This is a genomic window from Streptomyces sp. 8K308 (genome assembly GCF_004348315.1).
Classification (GTDB): domain Bacteria; phylum Actinomycetota; class Actinomycetes; order Streptomycetales; family Streptomycetaceae; genus Streptomyces.
This window is the reverse complement of sequence record NZ_SMKC01000020.1, coordinates 17,765-42,158: the sequence shown is the minus strand read 5'-3', so window position 1 is coordinate 42,158 and position 24,394 is coordinate 17,765. Positions and strand designations below refer to the sequence as shown.

Annotated in this window: 22 protein-coding genes and 1 pseudogene; 10 read left to right on the top strand and 13 right to left on the bottom strand. The window is 71.3% G+C overall.

Annotation, left to right across the window (positions count from 1 at the left end; translation table 11 throughout):
* The first annotated feature begins 190 nt into the window (after positions 1–190).
* The 5 genes from E1265_RS05470 to E1265_RS05450 all read left to right on the top strand — a co-directional run bounded on the left by E1265_RS05470 (position 191) and on the right by E1265_RS05450 (position 6,366).
* Complete coding sequence (locus tag E1265_RS05470) at positions 191–2,170, top strand: rhamnogalacturonan lyase (RefSeq protein WP_165953649.1); 1,980 nt, start codon at positions 191–193, stop codon at positions 2,168–2,170.
* A 281-nt stretch (positions 2,171–2,451) separates the two neighbouring features.
* The gene (locus E1265_RS05465) at positions 2,452–3,768 is read left to right on the top strand and encodes an ABC transporter substrate-binding protein (protein ID WP_132929069.1); all 1,317 of its coding nucleotides are present in this window, start codon (positions 2,452–2,454) and stop codon (positions 3,766–3,768) included.
* Between the two features lie 48 nt (positions 3,769–3,816).
* Positions 3,817–4,779 carry a sugar ABC transporter permease gene (locus E1265_RS05460; RefSeq protein WP_132929068.1) on the top strand — a complete coding sequence of 321 codons (963 nt, stop codon included), beginning with the start codon at positions 3,817–3,819 and terminating at the stop codon, positions 4,777–4,779.
* Between the two features lie 85 nt (positions 4,780–4,864).
* A complete protein-coding gene (locus E1265_RS05455) occupies positions 4,865–5,755 on the top strand; it encodes a carbohydrate ABC transporter permease (RefSeq protein ID WP_132929067.1) in 891 nt (296 codons plus the stop codon).
* Between the two features lie 5 nt (positions 5,756–5,760).
* Positions 5,761–6,366: a hypothetical protein gene (locus E1265_RS05450; protein WP_132929066.1), complete on the top strand. Its 606-nt coding sequence runs from the start codon at positions 5,761–5,763 to the stop codon at positions 6,364–6,366.
* On the opposite strand, the gene E1265_RS05445 is transcribed toward E1265_RS05450, so the two are convergent.
* The 3 genes from E1265_RS05445 to E1265_RS05435 all read right to left on the bottom strand — a co-directional run bounded on the left by E1265_RS05445 (position 6,345) and on the right by E1265_RS05435 (position 8,629).
* Positions 6,345–6,887: a GNAT family N-acetyltransferase gene (locus E1265_RS05445; protein WP_132929065.1), complete on the bottom strand. Its 543-nt coding sequence runs from the start codon at positions 6,885–6,887 to the stop codon at positions 6,345–6,347. The two genes, E1265_RS05450 and E1265_RS05445, sit on opposite strands and share 22 nt — an antisense overlap.
* A 259-nt stretch (positions 6,888–7,146) precedes the next feature.
* Positions 7,147–7,719 (bottom strand): XRE family transcriptional regulator, encoded by a 573-nt coding sequence (locus E1265_RS05440; protein ID WP_132929064.1) that lies wholly within the window; start codon positions 7,717–7,719, stop codon positions 7,147–7,149.
* A 10-nt stretch (positions 7,720–7,729) separates the two neighbouring features.
* A complete protein-coding gene (locus E1265_RS05435) occupies positions 7,730–8,629 on the bottom strand; it encodes a LysR substrate-binding domain-containing protein (RefSeq protein WP_132929063.1) in 900 nt (299 codons plus the stop codon).
* Between the two features lie 97 nt (positions 8,630–8,726).
* Between E1265_RS05435 and E1265_RS05430 the strand changes: the two genes are divergently transcribed.
* Genes E1265_RS05430 through E1265_RS05420 form a run of 3 tightly spaced genes read left to right on the top strand, consistent with a single transcriptional unit; the run spans position 8,727 to position 12,168 of the window.
* Positions 8,727–9,458, top strand: a complete 732-nt coding sequence (locus tag E1265_RS05430) for a succinate dehydrogenase cytochrome b subunit (protein ID WP_132929062.1) — start codon at positions 8,727–8,729, stop codon at positions 9,456–9,458.
* Positions 9,459–9,466: 8 nt separating this feature from the next.
* On the top strand, positions 9,467–11,422 hold the full coding sequence (locus E1265_RS05425; RefSeq protein ID WP_132929061.1) for a fumarate reductase/succinate dehydrogenase flavoprotein subunit: 1,956 nt from the start codon (positions 9,467–9,469) through the stop codon (positions 11,420–11,422).
* On the top strand, positions 11,419–12,168 hold the full coding sequence (locus E1265_RS05420) for a succinate dehydrogenase/fumarate reductase iron-sulfur subunit (RefSeq protein WP_132929060.1): 750 nt from the start codon (positions 11,419–11,421) through the stop codon (positions 12,166–12,168). Before E1265_RS05425 ends, E1265_RS05420 begins: the two co-directional genes overlap by 4 nt.
* Before the next feature lie 105 nt (positions 12,169–12,273).
* Here E1265_RS05420 and E1265_RS05415 read toward each other — a convergent pair whose 3' ends face one another.
* Entirely contained in the window at positions 12,274–12,993 is a 720-nt protein-coding gene (locus E1265_RS05415) for a LuxR C-terminal-related transcriptional regulator (RefSeq protein WP_207930959.1), read from the bottom strand.
* A gap of 174 nt (positions 12,994–13,167) precedes the next feature.
* A complete protein-coding gene (locus E1265_RS05410) occupies positions 13,168–14,388 on the bottom strand; it encodes an MFS transporter (RefSeq protein WP_165953648.1) in 1,221 nt (406 codons plus the stop codon).
* A gap of 156 nt (positions 14,389–14,544) precedes the next feature.
* On the opposite strand from E1265_RS05410, the gene E1265_RS05405 reads away from it, so the two are divergent.
* The gene (locus E1265_RS05405) at positions 14,545–15,147 is read left to right on the top strand and encodes a TetR family transcriptional regulator (protein ID WP_165953647.1); all 603 of its coding nucleotides are present in this window, start codon (positions 14,545–14,547) and stop codon (positions 15,145–15,147) included.
* A 97-nt stretch (positions 15,148–15,244) separates the two neighbouring features.
* On the opposite strand, the gene E1265_RS05400 is transcribed toward E1265_RS05405, so the two are convergent.
* The 7 genes from E1265_RS05400 to E1265_RS05370 all read right to left on the bottom strand — a co-directional run bounded on the left by E1265_RS05400 (position 15,245) and on the right by E1265_RS05370 (position 22,223).
* The gene (locus tag E1265_RS05400; RefSeq protein ID WP_132929057.1) at positions 15,245–15,460 is read right to left on the bottom strand and encodes a hypothetical protein; all 216 of its coding nucleotides are present in this window, start codon (positions 15,458–15,460) and stop codon (positions 15,245–15,247) included.
* Complete coding sequence (locus tag E1265_RS05395; protein WP_132929056.1) at positions 15,450–16,493, bottom strand: beta-ketoacyl-ACP synthase 3; 1,044 nt, start codon at positions 16,491–16,493, stop codon at positions 15,450–15,452. Before E1265_RS05395 ends, E1265_RS05400 begins: the two co-directional genes overlap by 11 nt.
* A complete protein-coding gene (locus E1265_RS05390; RefSeq protein ID WP_132929055.1) occupies positions 16,490–17,188 on the bottom strand; it encodes an HAD-IB family hydrolase in 699 nt (232 codons plus the stop codon). The genes E1265_RS05395 and E1265_RS05390 overlap by 4 nt, the downstream gene beginning before the upstream one ends.
* Positions 17,185–19,095 (bottom strand): FAD-dependent monooxygenase, encoded by a 1,911-nt coding sequence (locus E1265_RS05385; protein ID WP_132929054.1) that lies wholly within the window; start codon positions 19,093–19,095, stop codon positions 17,185–17,187. The genes E1265_RS05390 and E1265_RS05385 overlap by 4 nt, the downstream gene beginning before the upstream one ends.
* Before the next feature lie 3 nt (positions 19,096–19,098).
* Positions 19,099–20,121, bottom strand: coding sequence for a ScbA/BarX family gamma-butyrolactone biosynthesis protein (locus tag E1265_RS05380; RefSeq protein ID WP_132929053.1), 1,023 nt, complete (start codon positions 20,119–20,121; stop codon positions 19,099–19,101).
* Between the two features lie 86 nt (positions 20,122–20,207).
* Positions 20,208–21,173, bottom strand: a complete 966-nt coding sequence (locus E1265_RS05375; RefSeq protein ID WP_132929052.1) for an aldo/keto reductase — start codon at positions 21,171–21,173, stop codon at positions 20,208–20,210.
* 45 nt (positions 21,174–21,218) lie between these two features.
* Positions 21,219–22,223 carry a phosphotriesterase gene (locus E1265_RS05370; RefSeq protein ID WP_132929051.1) on the bottom strand — a complete coding sequence of 335 codons (1,005 nt, stop codon included), beginning with the start codon at positions 22,221–22,223 and terminating at the stop codon, positions 21,219–21,221.
* A 490-nt stretch (positions 22,224–22,713) separates the two neighbouring features.
* Here E1265_RS05370 and E1265_RS05365 point away from each other — a divergent pair.
* Positions 22,714–23,983: pseudogene (locus E1265_RS05365) on the top strand (APC family permease).
* Between the two features lie 9 nt (positions 23,984–23,992).
* Here E1265_RS05365 and E1265_RS05360 read toward each other — a convergent pair.
* A complete protein-coding gene (locus tag E1265_RS05360; RefSeq protein ID WP_132929050.1) occupies positions 23,993–24,367 on the bottom strand; it encodes a DUF6223 family protein in 375 nt (124 codons plus the stop codon).
* Between the last annotated feature and the right edge of the window lie 27 nt (positions 24,368–24,394).

The following is a 24,394-nucleotide window of genomic DNA, read 5'->3' as shown; positions in this document are numbered from 1 at the left end:
CCGTCAACGAACATCAACGTTCCAACAGGCTTACACAAGTCTTGACGGAACCGATCAGCGATTGCGAGACTCGCCGACAATGAGAGCGCTTTCCATCGCTCGAATGAATCGATTCATCCAGAAACGTCCCAGCCAGCCCCCGAGAGCCGACCGCACCACCGCCACCCTCCGACGAGCAAAGGAGCCACGGATGGGCACCGCCGCCGGCCACGCGCCGAGAGCTCGGCGCGCGCCGCGCCTCGGCGCCGCGCTGACCGCCGTGCTCGCCGCCCTGGCCACGGCGGCGGCCGGCCTCTCGACTCCGGCGGCCGCCGCCTCGGACGCCGACCGGCCGCACCGGCCGGTGCGCCAGATGGAGAACCTGGACCGCGCCCCGGTGGCCGTCCTGACCGAGGACGGCGTCTTCGTCGGTTGGCGGATGCTGGGCCTCGACCCGGAGTCTGTCGCCTTCCACGTCTACCGGGACGGCGAGCGGATCACCCGCCGGCCGATCACCGGCGCGACCAGCTTCACCGACCCGCGCGGCACCGAGGACTCGGTCTACCAGGTGGCGGTGGTCCGCGGCGGCCGGGTCGCCGAGCGCACCGAGCGGTTCGGCGTCTGGGAGCAGCAGTACCGGGAGATCCCGGTCAACCGCCCGCCGGACGGCGTGACTCCGACCGGCGCCACCTACTCCTACCGCCTCAACGACGCCAGCATCGGCGACCTGGACGGCGACGGCCGCTACGAGATCGTGCAGAAGTGGGAGCCGAGCAACGCGCAGGACAACTCGCGTTCCGGCTACACCGGGAACGTCTACCTGGACGCCTACACCCTGGACGGCGAGCAGCTGTGGCGCATCGACCTCGGCCCCAACATCAGGGCCGGCGCGCACTACACCCAGCTGATGGTCTACGACCTCGACGGCGACGGCCGCTCCGAGGTGGCGGTGAAGACGGCCGACGGCACGGTGGACGGCACGGGCACGGTCATCGGTGACCCGACCGCCGACCACCGCAACGCCTCCGGCTACGTGTTGGCCGGGCCCGAGTACCTGACGGTGTTCGACGGCGAGACCGGGGCCGCCGTGGACACGGTGGAGTACACGCCGCCGCGCGGCGACGTCTGCTCCTGGGGCGACTGCTACGGCAACCGGGGGGACCGGTTCCTGGCCGGCGTCGCCTATCTGGACGGCGAGCACCCCTCGGTGGTGTTCGCGCGCGGCTACTACACGCGCTCGGTGCTGGTCGCCTACGACTTCGACGGCGACGAGCTCGAACGGCGCTGGAGCTTCGACTCGGCGCAGGCGGGCCGGGAGTACGAGGGGCAGGGCAACCACAACCTCTCGGTCGCCGACGTGGACGGGGACGCCAGGGACGAGATCGTCTACGGCTCGATGACGATCGACGACGACGGCTCCCCGCTGTACAACACGCGGCTCGGGCACGGGGACGCGCTGCACGTCGGCGACTTCGCGCCGGACCGGCCTGGTCTTGAGGTGTTCGCGCCGCACGAGTCGATGTCGGCCTCGGGCAACCGGGGGGCGACGTTCAGGGACGCGGCCACCGGCGAGATCATCCACGAGATGCCGGGCATCAGGGACACCGGTCGCGGCACGGTGGGCGACATCGACCCGAGGCATCGGGGCGCGGAGAGCTGGGCGGTGACCGCGACCGGCGCGTGGAACTCGCGGGAGGGTCAACTTCGGGCCGCCGACGGCACGTTGGTCGGCACGGGCATCCCCTCGGCCAACTTCATGATCTGGTGGGACGGCGACCCGCTGCGGGAGGTGCTCGACCACGACTTCAACGAGGCGACGGATCCGGCCGGCCGGCCCTATGTCGCCAAGTGGGACTGGGAGTCGGGCGAGCAGCGCGTGGTCTTCGCGCCGGAGGGCGTCTACTCCAACAACTGGACCAAGGGCACCCCGGTGCTCCAGGCGGACCTGTACGGCGACTGGCGCGAGGAGGTCGTGTACCGCGCCCAGGACGAGTCGGCGCTGCGGATCTACACGACAACCGAGGAGACGGAGCTGCGGTTGCGCACGCTGATGCACGATCCGCAGTACCGGCTCGCGGTGGCCTGGCAGAACGTCGCGTACAACCAGCCCCCGCATCCGAGCTACTTCGTCGGGGAGGGGATGTCTGACCGGCAACCGCGGCCGAACATCCGCTACACCGCGCGGCGCTGAATGTCCATACTCAACTGAATAGCCATTCCGATCGGCCGGTTCCTTTCCCTCTCTGGGCGAACCGGCCGGTCGGAATGGCCGTCACTATTTTGACGGCTCTCGTAGTTGGCCCATGTTTCGCCGGGTCACGGCGGCGTTTCTGAAAAGTTATCCGCGATCTGGTTGCCGGGCGGTTGCCCGCAGGTATTGTAACGATTCACTTCGGTCGGGCGCCGGAGCCGAAAGGTCCAAGCCACCGCCTCCGGAGTGCAGTTCCACATTGACAGAGCAGGGAGGCTCCTATGTCAATCAGAAAGACCGCGACGAGCGGAATCGCTCTCGCCCTGGCCGGTTCGCTGGCCCTCACCGCCTGCGGCTCCGGGGGCGATGACGGCGGCGACGGCGGCGACGGCGGGAACGTGACGCTCAACTTCACCTGGTGGGGCAGCGACGAGCGGTCCGAGCGTTACGAGGCCGCCATCGATCTCTTCGAGGAGGCGAACCCGGGCATCACGGTCCAGACGAGCTTCGCCGAGTACCAGGACTACTGGACGCAGCGCAGCACAGACGCCACCTCGGGCGAACTCCCTGACGTGCTGCAGATGGACATCTCCAGGCTGCTGGAATACTCCAACAACGGGCTGCTGTACGACCTCACCGAATTCGAGGGAAACGGCATCGACACCTCGACGATCAGCGAGGATCTGCTCGCCTCCGGGCGGTCCAACGAGCAGTTGGTCGCCATTCCCACGGGCACCAATACCCTCTCCCTGATGGTCAACCCGGACCTGGTGGCCGAGCTCGGCCTCGAGGTGCCGGAGTGGGACTACACCTGGGAGGAGTACCTGGACTTCGTCCAGGCGGCCAGCGAGGCCGGCGCGGACCGCGATCCCCAGGTGTACGGCGCCGGTGACTACACCGCGACGTGGTGGATCTTCATGCAGCACCTCGTCCAGCAGGGCATCGAGCCGTTCTCCGAGACCGGCGAGATGAACTTCACCGAGGACGACATGCGCGACTTCCTCACCAGCGTCGAAGGCCCGCGCGAGCAGGATGTCTTCTTCCCGCGGGAGCGCACCGAACAACTGCTGCCCAAGGGCGGGTTCACCAGCGGTGAGGCAGCCGTCGAGTTCCACTGGGACAACTTCATCAGCGGCTACAGCCACGACCTCGGCAGTGAGAACATCCAGCTGCTGCCGATGCCGACCGGCCCCGACGGTGAGAAGCACATGTTCTTCAAGCCGACCATGCAGCTGGCGATGGGTGGCAACACGGCCCACCCTGAGGAGTCCGCCGCGCTGATCGACTTCCTGATCAACGACCCGGAGGCGGGGCAGATCATCGGCACCGACCTGGGCGTGCCGGCCTCGCAGGCCCGACTCGACGCGCTTGAGGTCGAGGAGGGCAGCCTCGACCAGCGTGTCATCGAGTACGAGCAGCGGGTCCGCGAGGAGGGCAACGCCACCGCGACCGTGCCGTTCCAGCCGGAGGGCTTCGGCCCTGTGGAGACCGAGTACGTCGAGGTCCTCGGCCCGGAGCTCGACTACGGCCAGATCGACGCGAACCAGTTCGTGGAGCGCTGGTTCTCCGAGGCGTCCAACCTGCTGGTGACCTCCTGAACAGCGTCCACCCCGTGTGTGACGACGACACCGAACGGAACCTCCCTCATGACCATCACCCATGAGGCGCCCCGGTCCGCTCAGGTCGGCAAGCCCCCGCGACGGCCGCAGAACCGGCGGCCGTCGCGGCGGGCCGCCGAGACCCGGGCCGGCTACGCCTTCCTGGCGCCCTGGCTGCTCGGCTTCGTCGCCCTGACCGCGGGGCCGATGATCGCGTCGCTCTACCTGGCCTTCACCGACTTCCACCCCATCCGCGGTGGCGAGTGGATCGGCCTGGAGAACTTCACCCGACTGTTCGACGACCCGCGCTTCCTCGACTCGGTCCAGGTCACGCTGACCTACGCCATCGTCGGCACGCCGATCAAGCTGGCCGCCGCGCTCGGCGTGGCCATGCTGCTCAACAACCGCCGCCGGGGCCAGGGCACCTACCGGTCGCTGTTCTACGCGCCCTCGCTGATCGGGGCCAGCGTCTCCATCGCCATCGTGTGGAAGGCGATGTTCAACGACCAGGGCATCGTGGACGACGTCGGTGACTTCTTCGGCACCTGGCAGGGCGGCTGGGTCGGCGACCCGAGCAAGACCATGCCGATGATGGTCCTGCTGACGGTCTGGCAGTTCGGCGCGCCGATGGTCATCTTCCTGGCCGGCCTCAAGCAGATCCCGGGCGAGCTGTACGAGGCGGCGGAGGTGGACGGCGCGGGCCCGTGGCGCAAGTTCACCCGGATCACGCTGCCGATGCTCTCGCCGGTGCTGTTCTTCAACCTGGTGCTGGAGACCATCCACTCCTTCCAGGTGTTCGCCTCCGCGTTCATCATCTCCGGCGGCCGCGGCGGCCCGGCCAACTCAACGCTCTTCTACACCCTCTACCTCTACCAGCGCGGCTTCGGCCAGGGGCAGTTGGGCTACGCGGCGGCGATGGCCTGGCTGCTGGTGATCGTGGTCGGCGTCATCACGCTGATCTTCTTCAGGACCTCGCGCTACTGGGTCCACTACACCGGGGAGGGTCGGTGAGCGACGCACGCGCAGCAACACACCGTCAGTTTTGCCACTTCCCGCATCTTCGCTGCGTGGGCGGAGAAGCGAACAAGGAGATGCGATGAGCGCCGCCACCCTCACCGAACAGCACGAGACCCTGCGCCGCCGGGCGAAGCGGCGGCGGGCCGGGCGGACCGTGGGGTTCCACGTGGTGGTCTGGGCGGTCGCCATCGTGATGCTCTACCCGGGCGTGTGGATGCTGCTCTCGTCCTTCCGGCCGACCAACCAGATCATCGGTGAGACGGGCCTGATCCCGGACGACACCACGCTGGACAACTTCAGGAACGCGCTGGAGGGCATCGGCGGCATCTCGTTCTGGATGTTCTTCGGCAACTCGCTGATCCTCGCCGTGGGTTCGGTGGTCGGGGTCTGTCTGTCCTGCTCGGTGACGGCCTACGCCTTCGCGCGCATCGACTTCCCGGGCCGGGGGCTGTTCTTCAGCCTGATGATCGGCACCCTGCTGCTGCCGTTCCACGTGGTGATCATCCCGCAGTTCATCATGTTCAACGAGATCGGCTGGACGGACTCCTACCTGCCGCTGCTGATCGGCAAGTTCCTGGCCGCCGAGGCGTTCTTCGTCTTCCTGATGGTGCAGTTCATGCGGAACCTGCCGCGCGAGCTCGACGAGTCGGCGCGCATCGACGGCGCCGGGCACCTGCGGATCTTCACCGCCATCATGCTGCCGCTGATGCGTCCGGTGCTGGCGACGTCGTCGATCTTCGCGTTCATCTGGAGTTGGAACGACTTCCTGGCGCCGCTGATCTACCTGCGCACCCCTGACCGGTACCCGCTGCCGCTGATGCTGCGGCAGTTCACCGACCAGACCAGCGTCTCGGACTACGGCGCGCAGATGGCGGCGGCGGTGCTGGCGCTGGCGCCGGTGCTGATCTTCTTCGTCCTCTTCCAGCGGTACATCGTGGACGGTGTGGCCACCCAGGGGTTGAAGGGTTGAGCGCCGTGGCGGGTCAGGACGGCGGGAAGCGGCTGGGCACGGGGCTCGCGCTGTTCGGCGAGGTGGTGATCGTCGGGGTGCTGGTGGCGGTGCTCGCGCTGCCGGTGGTCACCGCGCTGCCGGCGCTCGCCGCCGGGGCCGCGCACCTGCGGCGGCACCTGTCGGGCGACAGCGTGCGGGTGGCGGACCTGCTGCGGGACTTCACGGCGGCCTGCCGCTCGCTGTGGGCGGCGGGCCTGGCCGTCGCCGGGCTGGCGTTCGTGCTGCTGTGGAACCTGTCGCTGGCGCAGGCCGACGTGCTGCCGGGCGCCGGCGGCCTGCTGCTGGTGACGCCGCCGCTGATGGCGGCGCTCGGGGTGGTGGTGCTGCGCGCCGCCGCCGGCTGGCGGCCCGAGCGGGCCGAACCGCTCGCGCTGGTGCGGGAGTCGGCCGAGCGCACGGTGCGTGACCCGGCCGGTTCCGTGCTGTTGGGCTTCGCCTGGCTGATGTGCGCGGTGTTCGTGTGGATGCTGCTGCCGCTCGCGCTGGTGGCCGGCGGGCTGTTGGCGCTGGCGGGGATCGCGGTCGAGCAGCGGTCGGCGGCGCGCGCTCAGGCGGACAGCGACTTGTAGAAGATGGTGGTGGGCCGTGGCTCGCCCGTGGGGGCGGCCGCGTAGCCCGGCACCACGCCGACGCTGGTCCAGCCCCGCCGCGCGTACAGCGCCTCGGCGGGGCTGCCGGTCTCGGTGTCCAGGGTCAGCAGCGTCCGGCCCTCGGCCAGCGCGGCGGTCTCGGCCGCCGCGAGCAGTGCGCCGGCGATGCCTCGGCCCCGGGCGTCGCGGCGCACCATCAGCTTGGCGATCTCGGCGCGGTGCGGGCTGTTGGGCTTGTCGGCCCTCAGCAGGCTGACGGTGCCGAGCGGCTGGCCGCCGTCGCCCCTGGCGAGCCAGACGGTCTGCCGGCCGTCGGCCACGAGCGGGGCCTGGGCGGCCCACCAGGCCGCCGCCTCAACGTGCTCGAACGGCAGCAGGAAGCCGATGGAAGCACCGCCGGTCACGACGTCGACCAGCAGGTCGGCCAGTTCGTCGACGGCCTTGAGCAGCTCGGGCTCTCCGCCGAGCCGGACGAGTTGAATGTCCAGGGGGTGGCTCATGGGATGTAACTCCTTCGGGTGGGAATGGCACGGCCAAGGCCGATGGCTGGACTGCGCACCGGTCGGGGACGGCCGTGCCCGCCGGGCCCGGCGAGGCCGCGGCCAGCCACGGGCGCGGCCCGACCCACACAGGGCCAGGCCGGCGACACGCCCCCAGGGCGACACGAGGTGCGCGGGCGGGCACACGCGCCAGCGCGGCGGCAAGCGGCACGGCACCCGCGCACGGCCAGGCCGGCGGCCAGCCAACCCGCGGCACGCCTCACGGCAGGACTACCGCGAGGGCGTAACGGGCCGGGACGGGCCCCGCGCAGTGGAAGCGGGAGGCGCCCCAGAGCCGGTAGCGCAGGCAGTCGCCGGGCGCGAGCGTGTGCGGGTGGCCTTCGACGGTGATCTCCAACGCGCCGGCGAGCAGCCACAGGTGGTGTTCAAGGCCGGCGACGGGCGGCGCGTCGTAGTCGATGGCCGCGCCGGCCAGCAGCGTGGCCTCGATGAGCTCGGCGCGCAGCCCCGGGTGCGGCGGTGAGAGCGAGCGCCGGGTGAACCCGGTGGCCTCGTCCCGCCAGACCGGCTGCTGGTCGGCGCGCAGCAGTTGGGGCGGCTCGCGCTCGACCTCGGCGAGCAGTCGCGAGGTCGTGAGGCCGTAGACCGTGCCGAGGCGGCCGAGCTGGGCGGCCGTCGGGCTGATCTCGGCCCGCTCCAGGCGGGAGAGCGCGGACCGGCTGACGCCGGAGCGCGCGGCCAACTCGTCCAGGGTGAGGCCGCGTTCGCGGCGCAGTTCGCTGAGTCTCGCGGCCAGCCGCCGGTCGGTCGAGCCGTCCAGAAATTCTCCCATGTTCGGGATTCTATCCCAGATCCGGGAAGCGCCCGCGGTGGCTCATCAGGATGCGTTGCAGCTCACGCGCGGCCCGCGGCGGCGAGACGTCGCCCCGGTGCGCGACCGAGATGGTGCGATGGAGCCCGGGCGGGGCGAACGGGGTGGCCCGCAGCCCCGAGCGGTCGGCCACCATGCTGGGCACCACGGCGAGCCCGAGGCCGGCGCGCACGAAGCCGAGCACCGCGTCCATCTCGCCGCCCTCCACGCTGAACGAGGGCTCGAAGCCGGCCCCGTGGCAGGCCGCGACGGTCAGCTCCCGCAGGTCGTAGCCGTGCCGGAACATCACGAGCGGCTGGTCGCGCAGGTCGGCGACCCTGATCCGGCCCCCCTCCCCGGGCGCCGGCTCGGCGGGCGAGGAGATCACCACCAGGTCCTCGCGCAGCAGCTCGGTGGTGGTCAGCGCCGGCCCCTGGGCGGTCAGCGGGGTGATGATCAGCGCCAGGTCGAGATCGCCCGTGGCCAGGATCCGCACCAGGTCCTGCGAGCCGTCCTCGTGCACCTTCAGGTCGACCCCCGGATAGCTGTCCCGGAAGGTGCGCAGCACGTCGGGCACCAGGCTGGCACACAGGCTCGGGGTGGCGCCGAGGCGCAGCCGCCCCCGGCGCAGCTGGGCGACCTCCTGTACCTCCCGGCGCGCGGTCTCCGCGTCGGCCAGGATCCGGCGGGCCAGCGGCAACAGCGCGGCGCCCGCGTCGGTCAGCGTGATGTGGCCGCGGGCCCGCGAGAATAGCTCGGCGCCGAGCTCCCGCTCCAGGGCCCGGATCTGCTGGGAGAGCGAGGGCTGCGCGACGTGCTCCCGGCGGGCGGCGCGCGTGAAGTGCCTGGTCTCGGCGACGGCCGTGAAGTACCGGAGCTGCTGTAGCTGCATGGCCGAAATCGTACGGGAGCACGATAGGCGTCGCCTATCGAAATCAGGTGATCTATGTCTTGGACTGATTCCGTGGGCCTCTCCTACCGTCGAGGGCATGGCTCTGGCGACACGCACGCCGACTCCCCGGAAGACCCCACCGCGCCGCCGGCCGACGTCCGCGCCGGCCAGGTTCTGGCACTCGACGGTCGGCAAGAAGACGGTGATGGCCGTCAGCGGCGTGATCATGCTGCTGTACCTGGTCTTCCACATGGCCGGCAACCTCAAGGTCTTCTTCGGCCCCGACGAGATGAACGGCTACGCCCACTGGCTGCGCACCGTCGGCGAGCCGGTGCTGCACCACGAGTGGTTCCTGTGGATCGCGCGGGTGGCGCTGCTGACGGCCGTCGTCGCGCACGGCACGGCCGCATACCAGCTCAGCCGCCGCGACATCGCGGCCCGGCCCGTCAGGTACCAGCACCGCGCGGCGCGCACCAGCTACGCCACCCGCACCATGCGCTGGGGCGGCGTGATCATCGCGCTGTTCCTGGTCTGGCACATCCTGGACCTGACGACCGGCACCGTGAACCCCAACGGGGAGGCCGGCCGCCCCTACGAGAACATCGTCGCCGCCTTCAGCACCTGGTACGGCAACGTCATCTACATCGTCGCCATGCTCGCCGTCGGCCTGCACATCAGGCACGGCTTCTACGGCGCGGCCCAGACCCTCGGCGCCGGCGGCCGCACCCGCGACCGCCTACTGAAGGGCGTCGCCAACGGCCTCGCCCTCCTGCTCACCGTCGGCTTTCTCTCCGTCCCCGTCGGTGTCATGACCGGAATCGTGGAGTAGTGACGACCATGCCTGACTCCCTCAGCTACCTCGACTACACGACGGGCGACCCGATCCAGGACACCAAGGCGCCGTCCGGACCGATCGCCGAACGCTGGGACCGCCGCCGCTTCGAGGCCAAGCTGGTCAACCCGGCCAACCGCCGCAAGCACACCGTGATCGTGGTCGGCACCGGTCTCGCCGGTGGCGCCGCCGGCGCCACCCTGGCCGAACAGGGCTACCACGTCCTGCAGTTCTGCTACCAGGACTCCCCGCGCCGGGCCCACTCGATCGCGGCCCAGGGCGGCATCAACGCGGCCAAGAACTACCGTAACGACGGCGACTCCATCCACCGGCTGTTCTACGACACCGTCAAGGGCGGCGACTTCCGCGCCCGCGAGTCCAACGTGCACCGCCTCGCCCAGGTCTCGGTGGAGATCATCGACCAGTGCGTGGCCCAGGGCGTGCCGTTCGCCCGCGAGTACGGCGGCCTGCTCGACACCCGCTCGTTCGGCGGCGTCCAGGTCTCGCGCACCTTCTACGCCCGTGGCCAGACGGGGCAGCAACTGCTGCTCGGCGCCTACCAGGCGCTCTCCCGCCAGATCGCGGCCGGCAACGTGGAGATGCGGCCGCGCACCGAGATGCTGGACCTGATCGTGGTCGACGGCCGGGCGCGCGGCATCGTGGCCCGCGACCTGATCACCGGCCGCGTCGACACCTACCTGGCCGACGCCGTGGTGCTGGCCACCGGCGGCTACGGCAACGTCTTCTACCTCTCCACCAACGCGAAGAACTCCAACGCCACCGCCATCTGGCGCGCCCACCGGCGCGGCGCCCACTTCGCCAACCCCTGCTTCACCCAGATCCACCCGACCTGCATCCCACGCTCCGGCGACCACCAGTCCAAGCTGACGCTGATGAGCGAGTCGCTGCGCAACGACGGCCGCATCTGGGTGCCCAAGCGCGCCGGCGACGACCGCGCCCCGGCCGACATCCCGGAGGACGAGCGCGACTACTACCTGGAGCGGATCTACCCCTCCTTCGGCAACCTGGTGCCGCGCGACATCGCCTCCCGGGCCGCGAAGAACGTGTGCGACGAGGGCCGCGGCGTCGGCCCAGGCGGCCAGGGCGTGTACCTCGACTTCGCCGACGCCATCGCCCGTCTCGGCCGGCCGGCCGTGGAGGCCAAGTACGGCAACCTCTTCGACATGTACGCGCGGATCACCGCCGAGGACCCGTACCGCGTGCCGATGCGCATCTATCCGGCCATCCACTACACGATGGGCGGCCTGTGGGTCGACTACGACCTGCAGACCACCGTCCCGGGGCTGTTCGCGATCGGCGAGGCCAACTTCTCCGACCACGGCGCCAACCGGCTCGGCGCCTCAGCGCTGATGCAGGGGCTCGCCGACGGCTACTTCATCCTCCCCTCGACCCTGGCCGACTACCTGGCGCGCCACCCGCACGACGAGGTGCCGGAAGACCACCCGGCCGTCACGGACGCCGTGTTCGAGGTCACCGACCGGCTCTACCGGCTGCTGTCGAACAACGGCGACCGCACCCCCGACTCGTTCCACCGCGAGCTCGGCGAACTGCTGTGGGACGAGTGCGGGATGGCCCGCAGCGACGCCGGCCTGCGCAAGGCGCTCGGCCGCATCCCGGAACTGCGCGACGAGTTCTGGCGCCGCGTGAAGGTGCCGGGCGGCGGCAAGGAGCTCAACCAGTCGTTGGAGAAGGCCAACCGGATCTCCGACTACCTGGAGCTGGCCGAGCTGATGTGCCTGGACGCGCTGCACCGCACCGAGTCCTGCGGCGGCCACTTCCGCGAGGAGAGCCAGACCGAGGGCGGCGAGGCCGCGCGCCGGGACGAGGAGTTCTCCTACGCGGCGGCCTGGGAGTTCACGGGCACCGGCCAGGCGCCCGTGCTGCACAAGGAAGCCCTCACCTTCGAGTACGTCCACCCCACGCAACGGAGTTACGCGTGAACCTCACCCTGCGCATCTGGCGGCAGCGCGACCCGGAGTCCCCCGGTGCCATGACCACCTACGAGGTCAGCGACGTCTCCCCCGACATGTCGTTCCTCGAGATGCTGGACATCCTCAACGAGCAGCTGATCCTGCGCGGCGAGGAGCCGGTGGCCTTCGACCACGACTGTCGGGAGGGCATCTGCGGCGCCTGCGGCATGGTGATCAACGGCGACGCGCACGGCCCCGAGCGCACCACCACCTGCCAGCTGCACATGCGCAGCTTCTCCGACGGGGACACCATCGACGTCGAGCCCTGGCGGGCCGCCGCCTTCCCGGTGGTCAAGGACCTGGTGGTCGACAGGTCGGCGTTCGACCGCATCATCGGCTCCGGCGGCTACATCACGGCGCCGACCGGCAGTGCCCCCGAGGCGCACGCCACCCCGGTGCCCAAGCCGGCCGCCGACACCGCGTTCGAGCACGCCGAGTGCATCGGCTGCGGCGCCTGCGTGGCGGCCTGCCCCAACGGCTCGGCGATGCTGTTCACCTCGGCCAAGGTCGTGCACCTCAACTCCCTTCCGCAGGGTGCCCCCGAGCGGGAGAGCCGGGTGCTCGACATGATCGACACCATGGACGCCGAGGGCTTCGGCGGCTGCACCGTCACCGGCGTGTGCACCACGGTCTGCCCCAAGGGGATCCCGCTGTCCTCGATCACCACGATGAACCGGGAGTTCCTGCGCGCGACCCGCAGGGGCGGCTCGGCCTGACCCCATGGCCCGCCGCCACCTGGACGGGGCCCACGTCGACCGGCCCCCGCCAGGTGGGGTGGCGGGGGCCGGTGGCGGCGTGACGGTGGGCGAGGCCCAAGAGCCTTACGGGGCCGCTTGGCGGGCGTGCGCATATCGTTCGTACAGGCCCTCTCTGAGGGCCCTGGAAACGGCGAGCGTGCGGTTGTTGCAGTCCATCTTCGCGAGGATGTTGGCCACCAGCCTCTTCGCCCCGTTCTGCGATATCTGTAGGCCGCGGGCGATCTGCTTGTTGCTCATTCCCTCGACCATGAGAACCAGGGCTTCCTGTTCTCGTGGGGTGAGCCTCAGTCGGACCTGTGGTGGAGCCTTGTGACGGCCGGCGAAACGCACCAGATCGAAGGCGAGTTCCTCCGGGATGGTGGCGCCGCCGTTCGCCGCCGCGGCCACCGCCTTGCGCAGGCTGTACTCGTTGACGCTGCTGGCCCTGAGGAATCCCGCGTGTAGCCCCATGACCTTTGGTAATTCGAAGAGGTCACCGTCCTCGACGAGGAGGACGATGCCGACGCCGCGGGCCGCGGTGTCGCGCAGCTCGTTGGCCAGGGCCTCGTCCACCTCGCCCAACAGGGCGATGAGCACGTCACCGGTGTGCAGGCCCGAGTCGAGCGCGCCGGCGAGCCCCGACCTCGTGCTTATCTCGGGCTCGCGGGGCATGAGTTGGAGCATCCGCTCGATGCCAAGACGGACGACACCGTTCCCGATTCCGACCGTGACGCGACCGGTGACGCTCCCTCTCTCCTGACTTTCCGTGACATCCAACATGACGACCCCCAGTCGTTTGGTCAAGCACCCCTGGTCATTGGAGTGTACTTAAAGGTTACCCCAAGGGATCCCCAAATCCAGACCATACAAATGACGCGATATCGCCCACGGGGAGGCCACGGGAATCGGTTTTGAGAATGCCGAAAATTTCTCCCTGCCGAAGTGCCGCACATCGCCTTGGAAACGAGCGCGTAAACGTTAGCTGGTACGTGCGGTGGCGATTTCCGGAGCTTGCGGGACGGCCGGCTCCGCACGGCCGGTGGATCTGGTCCTGACGGCCCAGGCGAGGAACGCGATCAGCGACAGGCCGCCGCCGGCCACCGAGGCGCCCGCCCAACCGGCCATCTGGTAGGCGGTGGAGCCGATGGCGGAACCGAGCGCGCCGCCGATGAAGTAGCTCGTCATGTAGACGGCCGTCAGCCGGGCACGCGCGCTGGGTTGAAGGGCGTAGATCACACCCTGGTTGAGCAGGTGCACGCCCTGCACGGTCGCGTCCATCACCAGCACCCCGACGATCAGCAGCAACAGGATCTCGCCGCCGACGCCCATGGCGAGGAAGGAGAGCACCAGCGCCGAGAGCATCAGCCCGGAGAGCACGCTCTGCCGCGCGTCGGTCATGTACCGACCCGCCAGGTTGGTGGTGAGCGCGCCCGCGACACCCACCAGGCCGAACAGGCCGATGTCGCCCTGGTCGAAGTGGTAGGGGTCGTCCGCGAGCAGGAAGGCGGCCGTCGTCCAGAAGCAGTTGAAGGCCGCGTAGACGCAGGCACCGATGAGCGAGCGGCGGCGCAGCACGGGCTGGCTCGCGGCGACCGAGACGATGGCCCGCATCTGCTGCCGGTAGGTGATGCTGAGGTCGGCCGGACGCGGGCCGAGCAGCCGGAACAGGACAGAGGCGGCGAGCAGCATGAAGAGGGCGGCGAGCGCGTAGACGGCGCGCCAGCTGATCGCCTCGGAGACGAGCCCCGCGAAGGTGCGGGAGAGCAGCACGCCGATCAGCATCCCGCTCAGCAACATCCCGATGACACGGTTGCGTTCGGCGTCGCCGGCCACGGAGGCGGCGAAGGGGACCAGGATCTGCACCACGACGGAGCTGACGCCGACGACGCAGGCGGCGACGATCAACGTGGTGAGGTTGGGCGCCACGGCACTGACCGTCAGGGCGGCGGCGTCGACCAGCAGCAGGCCGCACACCAGCGGGCGGCGCGGGACGATGTCGCCGAGCGGCACGAGGAGCACCAGGGCGGCGGCGTAACCGAGTTGGGTCGCGGTGACGACGGCGCCCGTGCTGCCCTGGGAGACGCCGAAGCTCTCCGAGATGGCGTGCAGCAGCGGCTGTGTGTAGTACAGGTTCGCCACCGTCAGGCCGCAGGCGAGCGTCAACAGCCAGACAAAGCGAGGGGATGGCGTTATCTGCATGCGAACTGTTCTTCCTTCGGGGCCGGGTTGGTTTACCCGGCTGCAACTTGTTAGTTCAACGAAGGAGTCAAACCACACAGTCAAACCGTTTGGTTGGGCGCTATCGTCATGAAACCGCATGGTTTCCCGTGTGGCAACCCCATGGAGGAGTGGCATATGACGTCGCTGGACACCAAGAGCCGCATCATGGCCGCGGCGCTCGCCGAGTTCGCCGAGCACGGCGTGGCCGGGGCCAGGGTGGACCGGATCGCCCGCAACGCGAAGGCGAACAAGGAGTCGATCTATCGCTACTACGGCCTCAAGGAGGAGCTGCTCGAGCAGGTGCTCAGCGAGTATCTGCGGCACAACGGGGACACCGTGACCCCCGAGGCCAACGCGCTGGACGAGTACGTGGCCGGCCTGTTCCGGCACTACCGGCACGACCCGCGCTACCTGCGCCTGTGCCTGTGGGAGGGGATGGAGGGCATCGACATGCGCGGTGGCGCGGCGATCGAGGAGCGCCGCGCCCACTTCGCCGACAAGATCGACGCCGTCCGCGCCTCCCAGGAGGCCGGCACCGTCGACCCGGACCTCGACCCAAAACACCTGATGATCGTGCTGCTTGGGATGGTCAACTACTGGTTCGCTGTGCCGCAGATCGTCCGGCTGCTCTTCGGGCAGGAGCCGGACGAGGCCATCCTCGCGGAGCACGAGCGATTCGTCGCGGAGTGCGCGCGCCGTCTGATCGCTCCCCGGGGCCCCCTGACCGGGGAGGGTTAGCCACCGGGGTCGCCGCGCCGCGTTCGCCGCGCGAACGCGGCGCCGCGGTGCGCTCGTCGTCGAGCGCGTCGCGGGAGATCCGCTGCGCGAGCGCGTGCTAGTCGCCGGGTTCGCCGCGGGAGCGGGACGCCGCGGCGGGCTGGCCGTGCTCGTCGTCGAGCGCGTCGCAGCCGGGCCGGCAGACCCGGCCGTCCTCGCCACCACCCATCGACCAGCAGGCGAGGGCGGTGGCGCACGGCGGTCCCGGCCCCCACAGCGGGTCGGTGCGGCCGGCTCTGGACGGCGGCCGGCGCGCCGCGGGCTCAGTCCGCACGGGGCGCCCCTCCCGCCCCGGCCGTGGGCCCTCCGTGCCAGCGGATGAGGGCCGTCGCCACCGACATGCCGCCGCCGAACCCCGCGAGCAGCAGCAGGTCGCCGTCCGCGAACGTCCCGTCCCGGCGGGCGTGGTCGAGCGCGATCGGGATGGAGGCGGCGCTGGTGTTGCCGTGCCGCTCAACCGTCAGGACCTGCCGGGCCCGGCCGAGCCCGAGCAGCGGCCAGACGTCGGCCAGCAGCGCGCCGTTGGCCTGGTGCGGGACGAAGTGGTCGACGTCGTCGCCGATCAGCCCGTTGGCGTCGAGCACGTTCGCGACGGCCACCGGCAGCTGGTCCGTGACGAACTCCCTGACCCCGCGCCCGTCCATCCTGAAGTGGTGCGAGCCGTCGATGACGCTCTCCTTGCTCGCCGGGACGCGGCTGCCGCCGGCCTCGACGCGGATGAGCCCGGACAGGTCGCCGCGGCTCGACATGCCGCCGCCCACGAAACCGCGGTCCCGCGGGACCGGGCCGAGCACCACGGCGCCCGCCCCGTCGCCGAAGAGGATCGCCGTCTTGCGGTCGCTCGGGTCGATGATGCGCGAGTAGACGTCGGCGCCGATCACCAGACCGTAGCCGCCGGTGCCCGACATCAGGCGGGCGCCGGCTGCGAGGGCGAACACGAAGCCGGCGCACACCGCGTTGATGTCGAACGCGGCGGCCCGGTGGGCGCCGATCTGGTGCTGCACCAGGCAGGCGGTGGCGGGCTGTGGCTGGTCGGGGGTCGAGGTGGCGACCAGCACCCAGCCGAGCTGGTCGGCGGTGATCCCGGCGTCCGCGAGCGCGGCCTCGGCGGCCTTGACCGCCAGGTCGGAGGTCGCCTCGTACTGGCCGGCGTAACGGCGTTCCCTGATCGTGGTCTTGCGGACGATCCACTCGGGGGTGACGCCGGCCCTGGCGGCGACGACGCTGTTGGACACCACCTGGCTCGGCAGGTGGGACCCCACGCCGACGATGCCGGTGCCCGGGGTGCCTTCGGGGAAGGCGGTCATGCCTTCGCTCCTCTCGCGGTAGGTCGTCCTGCGGTCGTGTGTACGGCGCGACGACGCTGGCGCGCGGCGAGGTGGGCGAGCACCTCGGGGTGGTCCCCGACGGCGACCGGGTGGCCGACGAGGTCGAGCATCGGCAGGTCGCTCGGGTGGTCGCCGTAGGCGTAGCAGTCGGCCGGGTCGACGGTCGAGTGCTCGTCCAACAGCCGTCGGACGGCGGCCTCCTTGTGCTCGCCGATCATGGGGGTCTCGATGTCCCCGGTGTAGCGGCCGCCGGCGGTCAGCGGCCTGGTGCACAGCACGTGGTTGGCCTCCACCGCCTCCGCGATCGGGTCGAGGCAGGCGTCGAAGGAGCCGGAGACCAGCACCAACGCGGCGCCGGCGCGCCGGTGTTCGCGCAGCGCGACGAGGGTGTCCGGCAGGTAGAACCCCTCGCGCGCGACGCGGTCGGCGTACCAACGGCGGCCGGCCTCCCGGATCTCTGCCACCGGGGCGCCGCGGTAGGCCCGGTAGTAGGCGCGGTTGACCTCGGTGCGGGGAACGCCGCGGTCGGCCATCGAGCGCAGTTCGCCGGCGACCCGCCGGTAGACGCCGGGCGGGGTGTGGAAGGCCAGGAAGTCGAACATGCTCTTGGTGCTGATCAGCGTCTCGTCGACGTCGCAGAACACCAGGTAGGGCCGGTGTGCGCGGGCGGTCATCGCGCGTCACCCGCCGCGCCGAGTTCGACCGCGACCAGCACCAGGTCGGTGTCGCCGGTGTTGCGCAGCGCGTGCCGGACGCTGCCACCGGCCGGCAGCGGGTTGAACTTGACCGTGCCGGTGACGAGTTCGACGTCCTCGGGCTCGGCGCCCTCGGCGTCGCTCACCTGTGCCGTGCCGCCGCTGACGACGATGGTCAGCCACGGCCTGTGGTGGGTGTGGAACGGCCGGCTCTCACCGCGTGGGATGCGCTCCACCCACGACCTGGCGTCGCGGGTGTCGACCTCGAGTTCGGCGCCGAGTTCCTTCCAGGGCCCGTCGTGGCCGGCGGCGCCCGCGTCCGGGTCGGTGGCGGTGGCAGTGGTCATGGCGTGCTCCTCGGAGGTGGGGGTGGGCACTGCCGCCCGCGCGGGGTGGAACGCGGCGAGCAGGGCGTGCACGGAGTCGAGGTCCTCGGGGTGCCCGTGGTCGGCGACGTAGCCGTCGGGTCTGACCAGGTAGTAGCCGTCCTTGGCGCAGGGCAGCGACGGCACGCGGGCCTGGTCGAGCGCATGGTGCGTGACCAGGCCTGGCCACTCGGCGGCCGCGGCCCTGGCGCGCCCGGCGAGGGCGCCGGAGCCCACGGTCACCAGGCGGTAGCCGTCCCGGGTCTGGCCGGCGGCCGGCAGCCCGGCGGGGAAGGCGGCCCCGACGCCGCCGTGCGGGCGTGCCCGCCGTCCTGGCGGGCGCAGCATGGGCGGATAGGTGATGCGGCGGCCGGCCATCACGGGCGCGTACCGGCGGGTGAGCACGCCGGTGGCGTCGGCGGCGCGCAGCAGCACGTCGCGCACCCTGACCTTCCAGGGGGCCGACACCAGCCAGGCCCTGGTCTGGATGTCGGTGTCCCTGACCACCTGGCGGGCCACGGCATGGCGTTCCCTGTGGTAGGTGTCGAGCAGCACCGGACCGGCGCGCCCGGTGATCACGGCGGCCAGCTTCCAGGCGAGGTTGTGGGCGTCCTGGAGGCCGGTGTTGAGGCCCTGGCCGCCGGCGGGAGAGTGGATGTGTGCGGCGTCGCCGGCGAGGAAGCAGCGTCCGCCACGCATGCGGGTGACCAGCCGGTGGTGGACCTCGAAGGTGCTGATCCACTCCGGGTCCGCGAGGTCGACGCCGCCCGGGCCGCGCTGTTCCACCACGTCCTGGAGCAGTTCGAGGCTGGCGCGTGGCTGGCCGGTCGGCGCGTTGACGAAGAACCGGGAGCGGCCGTCGGGCAGCGGCACCACGACCAGGACGCCGCCGGGCGACTGGTAGTAGTGGGCGATGTCACGGGCGAGGAGGTCGCCGCCGGCACCGCGCCGGCGGGCGGTGGCGAAGGCGTCGACCAGCATGAAGGTGTTGGGGTAGGTGGCGCCGGCGAACTCGATGCCCAGCAGGTCGCGTACGGTGCTGTGCGCGCCGTCGGCGCCGATCACCCAGCCGGCGGTCATGGTGCGCGTCTCGCCGTCCGCGTCGCGGGTCACAAGACGGACGCCCTCGGGGCGTTGGTCGAGCTCGACGAGCCGCCGGCCGCGTTCCACGGTGCCGCCGAGCTCGTGCAGCAGCTCGGTCAGCACCTCCTCGGTGGAGCGCTGCGGCAGGCACTGCGGGAAGGTCCCGGCGTCGAAGTCGATGTGTGCGACGGGGCGCTTGGACGAGTAGTAGCTGAACCGCCGCAGCGGGATGGCCTTCCCGGCCGCCGCCCGCGCGATGCCGAGCCGGTCGAGCACGTCCATGCTGCGCGGCCACAGCAGCAACGCCTTGGAGTGGGCCGAGGGTTCGGGGCGCGCGTCGATCAGCCGGACCGCTATGCCGTGGCGCAGGAGTTCGCAGGCCGCGACCAGTCCTGTGGGGCCCGCGCCGACGATGGCCACGTCGGTCGTGGTCGGCACCGCTCAGCCCCCCTGCCGTAAGTAGGTGAGCTCGATCTCGGCGGTGGAGATCGGCGTGTCCCGCTGGCTGAGGGTGGCGGTGACCGGCACCGTCAGCAGACCGTCCCTCGTGACCGGGGCGCCGGCGGTGGCGGTGGCGGTGGCCGTCAGGTCGAGCTCGCCGAAGCGGACGAAGACGGCGTCGAGCCGGGTGAGTCGGCCGCGGAACGGGTGGAGAGCGTGGGCCGAGTCGGCGGCGTGCAGGGCGATCTGCCGGAACGCCTCGTTCATCACCATGCCGGGGATGTGGTCCTGCGGGTGGTCGAACATGCTGGGGTGGGCCTGGTCGACCCGGATGCCGGCGCTGACCTCGCCCGGTCCCGTGGCATGCGGCGCGGCGAGGACGACGTTGTCCTGGTCGCGGCGGCCGACCAGATCGGGGGCGGCCGCCGGGAGGGGGTCGAGCGGCAGCCCCTCGGCGGCGAGTCCGGCCTCGGCCCGGCCGCGTTCGCGCAGCCGGACGTAGGAGTCGGGGGTCTTGTAGACCATGCCCATGCCGACCTCGGCCACCGGGTGTCCCTCGATGATGAGGATGGCCTCGAAGTCGAGGCCGCGGATCACGCCGTCGCGCAGCACGGTGCGGACGACGCGGACGTTGACGGTCAGCTGCGCCGGGGCGGGTCCGACGCGGAGCCCGGGCAGCGAGGTGACAGCGATCCGGTTGTGGGTGAGGACGAACTTGTCCTGCTCTGGGATGCCGTGGAACTCGTGGGCGCCGGCCATCACGGCCTGCCGGACGATCTCGACCAGCAACAGCGTGTCGTGGTGCGCGGGCGCCCGGCCGCCGTCGCCGAAGTAGGCGTGAGATCGCGGGAGTTGGGCGCCGCAGGCGAACATGTCCGGGGCGAGCGCCACGATGTCGGTGACGAACGTCTCGGCCAACGCCGCTCGGTGGACGCGGCTGCGGCTGATGGTGGAGTGGAACCCGATGTCGGGCACCGGGATGGTCAGGGCTTCGGGTGCGTGGGGGGAGCCGGGGTTCGGCATGGTGCGGCGGTCACCTTCCTTGGGCCCCGCCCAGCGTCAGCTGGGGGAGAGTGGCGGACGGTCGGCTGCGGGTGCCGAAGCGTGGGTCAGAAGCGGGTGCCGACGGGCGCGGGCAGGCCGTCGAGTTCGGTGAGGTCGGCGTCGCTCAGCTCCAGGTCGACGGACTTCACGTTGTCCTCCAGGTGCGCGAGCCTGGTGCTGCCGGGGATCGGGACGACGTGCGGCCCCTGGGCGAGCACCCAGGCCAGGGCGACCTGCGCCGGGGTGGCCTCGTGGCGCTGGGCGACCTTCTCGACGCCGTCCACGATGCGCAGGTTGCGCTCCAGCGCGGCGGGCGCGAACCTCGGCTGCTGGGAGCGGAAGTCGCTGGGCGGCAGCTGGTCGGCGCTGCGGATGGTGCCGGTCAGGAAGCCGCGGCCGAGCGGCGAGAACGGCAGGAAGCCGACGCCGTTCGCCTGGCACCAGGGCAGCACGTCGGCCAGCGGGTCCCGCGACCACAGCGACAGTTCGGACTGGAGGGTGGCCACCGGGTGGATGGCGGAGGCGCGCTCCAGGTGCTCGACCTTGGCCTCGGAGAGGCCGATGTGTCGCGCCTTGCCGGCGGCGACCAGTTCGGCCATGGCGCCCCACGACTCCTCGATGGGCACCTCGGGGTCGATGCGGTGCAGCTGGTAGAGGTCGACGTGGTCGGTGCCGAGGCGGCGCAGGCTGCCGTCGATGGAGGCCCTGATGTGCTCGGGACGGCCGTTGGGCGTCACCTTGACCTTCGTCGGATAGAGCGTCATGTCCGGCACCAGGCCGCACTTGGTGGCCAGCACGACCTCGTCGCGGCGGCCGGCCAGCGCGCGGCCGACCAACTCCTCGTTGGTGAACGGGCCGTAGAGGTCCGCGGTGTCGACGAAGGTGACGCCGAGGTCGAGGGCGCGCTGGATGACCTTGACGGACTCGACGTCGTCGCGCTCGGACTCGGCGTAGACCCAGCTCATGCCCATGCAGCCGAGGCCGATGGCGGAGAGCTCGAGTCCGCTGTCGCCGGGCAGTCGTGTCTTCATGTCGGTGGCTCCTTCGCGGTGTTGCGGTGGTGGGGCGGCGAGTCGTCAGTAGGGCGCGACGGGGGTGAAGTAGCGACGGGGGTTGTCCACGAGCATCACGCGCACGTCGTCCTCGGTGACGCCGAGTTCGAGCAGCGCGGGGATGACGCGGCGGTGCAGGTGGGTGTAGTCCCAGTCGGGCAGGGTCGCGGCCATGTCCTCCTGGGTGAAGTAGTCGATGAAGCACGGGCAGTCGTGGGAGAGGACCATGCGGTCGGCGTAGCCGGCGGCGACGAGGTCGGCGACGATGCGCACCCGCTTCTCGTGGGGGGTGAAGTTGTCGAGGCCGAACCGGTCCATGCCGATGGTCGAGCCGGCGTCCATCAACTCCTTGAGGTAGTCGAGGTCGTCGGTGTCCCCGCTGTGGCCGATGATCACGTGGCTGAGGTCCACGCCCTCCTCGGCGAGGATCTTCTGCTGCGCGAGACCGTTGCGGACATAGGCGTTGGAGTGCGTGGTGATGGGCGCGCCGGTCTCGCGGTGGGCCTGGGCGGTGGCGCGCAGCACGCGTTCGACGCCCTCGGAGACGGTGGCCTCCTCCGTCGCGCACTTGAGCACGGCGGCGCGCACCCCGGTGTCCGCGATGCCGGTGGTGATGTCGCGCACGAACATCTCGGTCATGGGCTCGGGCCCCTCGAAGAGGCGTCCCGGGCCGCGGTAGTGAAAGAAGTAGGGAACGTCGTGGTAGGTGTAGACGCCGGTCGCGACGATGATGTTGAGCGGCACCCGGGCGGCCACCTTCTGGACGCGCGGGATGAACCGGCCCTGACCGATCGCCGTGAGGTCGACGAAGGTGCGCACGCCGAGCTCGTGGGCGGTCATCAGCTTGGCGACGGCGTCCTCGACGCGTTCCTCCTCGTTCCACAGGTGCGGCTGGTTCTGCTGGACGTCGGGGGTCAGCACGAACAGGTGCTCGTGCATGAGCGTGACGCCGAGGTCGTCGACGCCGACCGGACCCCGGACGGTCTGGACGACGGCCTCAGCACCGGACGGAATTTCTGACGTAGCCATGCCATCTCCTCGGTCGCCGAAACGGGCGGCGTGGGGTGGGGGGAGCCAGGGATACGGGCGAACTTCCCCAAGCCTCATGCCAGCGGCAACGGCTCACAAGGCGAGTTCGGTCTGCCCGTTCGGGTAGCCCCGACGGCCGCCGCGGCCCGGAAACGGGCGCGCGGCGGGCCCGGTTCCGGCAGGGCGCCCCCGGTACGCGGCGTGCGCGACGGCGCCCGGCTCGGCGCTGTCAGTCTGTTCGCTTGGGGGGAGCGGGAGGGGACGAGGAGCAAGCCGGTGCCATCGACGGCGATGTCCACGAGGTCCGCCGCCGGTAGGGGTGCCGCGGCCATCGAGGCGGCGTCTGGGCTCCGCGCCACAGCCGACGGGCAGGTCGCCCTCGTGCGTCCATGGCCCGGGACGCGGGTCGGCGGCCGGACCGGCACTCACGCATCGTCTCCCGATGCCGAAGCGCGCAACGTCTGCGGCCGCGCCGGCGAGGGAGTGGGCCATGAGCAAGCCATCGTCCACCGCCGGGATGCCGGACGAGCTGCACCGTCGGCTCGGGGTGTCCGACGCGGTCGTGATCGGCCTGGGGTCGATGATCGGCGCGGGGATCTTCGCCGCGCTCGCCCCGGCCGCACGGTCGGCGGGCTCCGGGTTGCTGATCGGCCTGGCGCTGGCCGCCGTCATCGCCTACTGCAACGCGACCTCCTCCGCGCGGCTCGCGGCCCGCTATCCCGCGTCGGGCGGCACGTACGACTACGGCCGTGCACGCCTCGGCGACTTCTGGGGCTACCTCGCGGGTTGGAGTTCGTGGTGGGCAAGACCGCTTCCTGCGCGGCGATGGCGCTCACGGTCGGCTTACACGTCTGCCCCGGTCAGTCCCACGCGGTCGCGGTCGCGGCGGTGGTGGCGCTGACCGCGGTGGACTACGCGGGCGTGCGGAAGTCCGCCCTGCTGACGCGGTGATCGTCGCCGTGGTCCTGGCGGTCCTCGCCGCCGTGGTGGTCGTCGCGCTCACCTCCTCGGCCTCGGAAGCGGCCCGGCTCGACGTCGGGGACGACGCGACCTTCGGCGGGGTGCTCCAAGCGGCCGGTCTGCTGTTCTTCGCTTCCGCCGGGTACGCGCGTCGCCACCCTGGGCGAGGAGGTCAGAGACCCCGCCCGCACCATCCCCCGGGCCATCCCGCTCGCCCTCGGCATCACCCTGGTCGTCTACGCCTTGGTCGCCATAGCCGTCCAGAGCGTCCTCGGACCGAAGGGACTCGCGGATGCCGCCGCGCCGCTGTCGGACGCCGCCCGGGCGGCACGCGCCGACTGGCTCGTACCGGTCGTACGCGTCGGTGCCGCCGTGGCCGCGCTCGGCTCACTGCTCGCCCTGGTACTCGGCGTCTCCCGCACCACGCTGGCCATGGCCCGCGACCGGCACCTGCCGCACGCCCTGGCCGCGGTCCACCCGAGGTTCAAGGTGCCGCACCGCGCCGAGCTCGTCGTCGGTGCCGTGGTGGCGGTGGTCGCCGCGACAGCCGATGTGCGCGGGGCGATCGGGTTCTCCTCCTTCGGCGTGCTCGCGTACTACGCCGTCGCCAACGCCTCCGCCTGGACCCTCACAAGGAGGAGAACCGCCCGGCCCGGGTCATCCCGGCCGTCGGGCTGGCCGGCTGCCTCGCCCTGGCCTTCGCCCTCCCGGCGTCCTCGGTGATCTGGGGCGCCGCGGTCCTGGCGCTCGGCGCCGCCGCGTACGGGGTCCGGCGCGCGTTGGCCGCGCGCAGGCCGTGACCCGGTCGGTCAGACGGACACCCGGCCGGCCGGCCGGTCGGCGCGGCGGGCGCGGGTCAGCGCCCGGCGGCCGAGGAGCACGGCGCCCAGCCCCAGCGGGATGGCCACGACGGCGCCGAGGAGCCCGTTGCCGGTACCGGGACCGCCACTGGTGGTGGCCACATGCAGCACCGCGAGGACCGTGCCGACCACCCCCACCGCGATGGCCGACATCCCGCCGGTGCGCGCGTTGCCGGTGCTGATCCGGCCGCCGGCTCGGGCCAGGGCCAGCCAGCCGACGGCCAGGCCGAGCAGCCCCACCCCGAGGGCCAGGTTGGCCCCGGTCCGCCCGTCGCCGATGATCCCGCCCTCGGCGGCCAACATCAGCGCTGCTGAAGCACTCATGCCGCTCTCCTCCTTCTCCGTCGCTGA

Bases quoted from the DNA above. Each gene is read 5' to 3' on its own strand.
- E1265_RS05430 (WP_132929062.1), top strand. From the start codon at position 8,727: ATGGCTCTGGCGACACGCACGCCGACTCCCCGGAAGACCCCACCGCGC.
- E1265_RS05425 (WP_132929061.1), top strand. From the start codon at position 9,467: ATGCCTGACTCCCTCAGCTACCTCGACTACACGACGGGCGACCCGATC.
- E1265_RS05370 (WP_132929051.1), bottom strand. From the start codon at position 22,223: ATGGCTACGTCAGAAATTCCGTCCGGTGCTGAGGCCGTCGTCCAGACC.
- E1265_RS05460 (WP_132929068.1), top strand. From the start codon at position 3,817: ATGACCATCACCCATGAGGCGCCCCGGTCCGCTCAGGTCGGCAAGCCC.
- E1265_RS05395 (WP_132929056.1), bottom strand. From the start codon at position 16,493: ATGACCGCCTTCCCCGAAGGCACCCCGGGCACCGGCATCGTCGGCGTG.
- E1265_RS05455 (WP_132929067.1), top strand. From the start codon at position 4,865: ATGAGCGCCGCCACCCTCACCGAACAGCACGAGACCCTGCGCCGCCGG.
- E1265_RS05465 (WP_132929069.1), top strand. From the start codon at position 2,452: ATGTCAATCAGAAAGACCGCGACGAGCGGAATCGCTCTCGCCCTGGCC.
- E1265_RS05440 (WP_132929064.1), bottom strand. From the start codon at position 7,719: ATGGGAGAATTTCTGGACGGCTCGACCGACCGGCGGCTGGCCGCGAGA.
- E1265_RS05360 (WP_132929050.1), bottom strand. From the start codon at position 24,367: ATGAGTGCTTCAGCAGCGCTGATGTTGGCCGCCGAGGGCGGGATCATC.
- E1265_RS05375 (WP_132929052.1), bottom strand. From the start codon at position 21,173: ATGAAGACACGACTGCCCGGCGACAGCGGACTCGAGCTCTCCGCCATC.
- E1265_RS05390 (WP_132929055.1), bottom strand. From the start codon at position 17,188: ATGACCGCCCGCGCACACCGGCCCTACCTGGTGTTCTGCGACGTCGAC.
- E1265_RS05380 (WP_132929053.1), bottom strand. From the start codon at position 20,121: ATGCCGAACCCCGGCTCCCCCCACGCACCCGAAGCCCTGACCATCCCG.
- E1265_RS05445 (WP_132929065.1), bottom strand. From the start codon at position 6,887: ATGAGCCACCCCCTGGACATTCAACTCGTCCGGCTCGGCGGAGAGCCC.
- E1265_RS05410 (WP_165953648.1), bottom strand. From the start codon at position 14,388: ATGCAGATAACGCCATCCCCTCGCTTTGTCTGGCTGTTGACGCTCGCC.
- E1265_RS05405 (WP_165953647.1), top strand. From the start codon at position 14,545: ATGACGTCGCTGGACACCAAGAGCCGCATCATGGCCGCGGCGCTCGCC.
- E1265_RS05470 (WP_165953649.1), top strand. From the start codon at position 191: ATGGGCACCGCCGCCGGCCACGCGCCGAGAGCTCGGCGCGCGCCGCGC.
- E1265_RS05435 (WP_132929063.1), bottom strand. From the start codon at position 8,629: ATGCAGCTACAGCAGCTCCGGTACTTCACGGCCGTCGCCGAGACCAGG.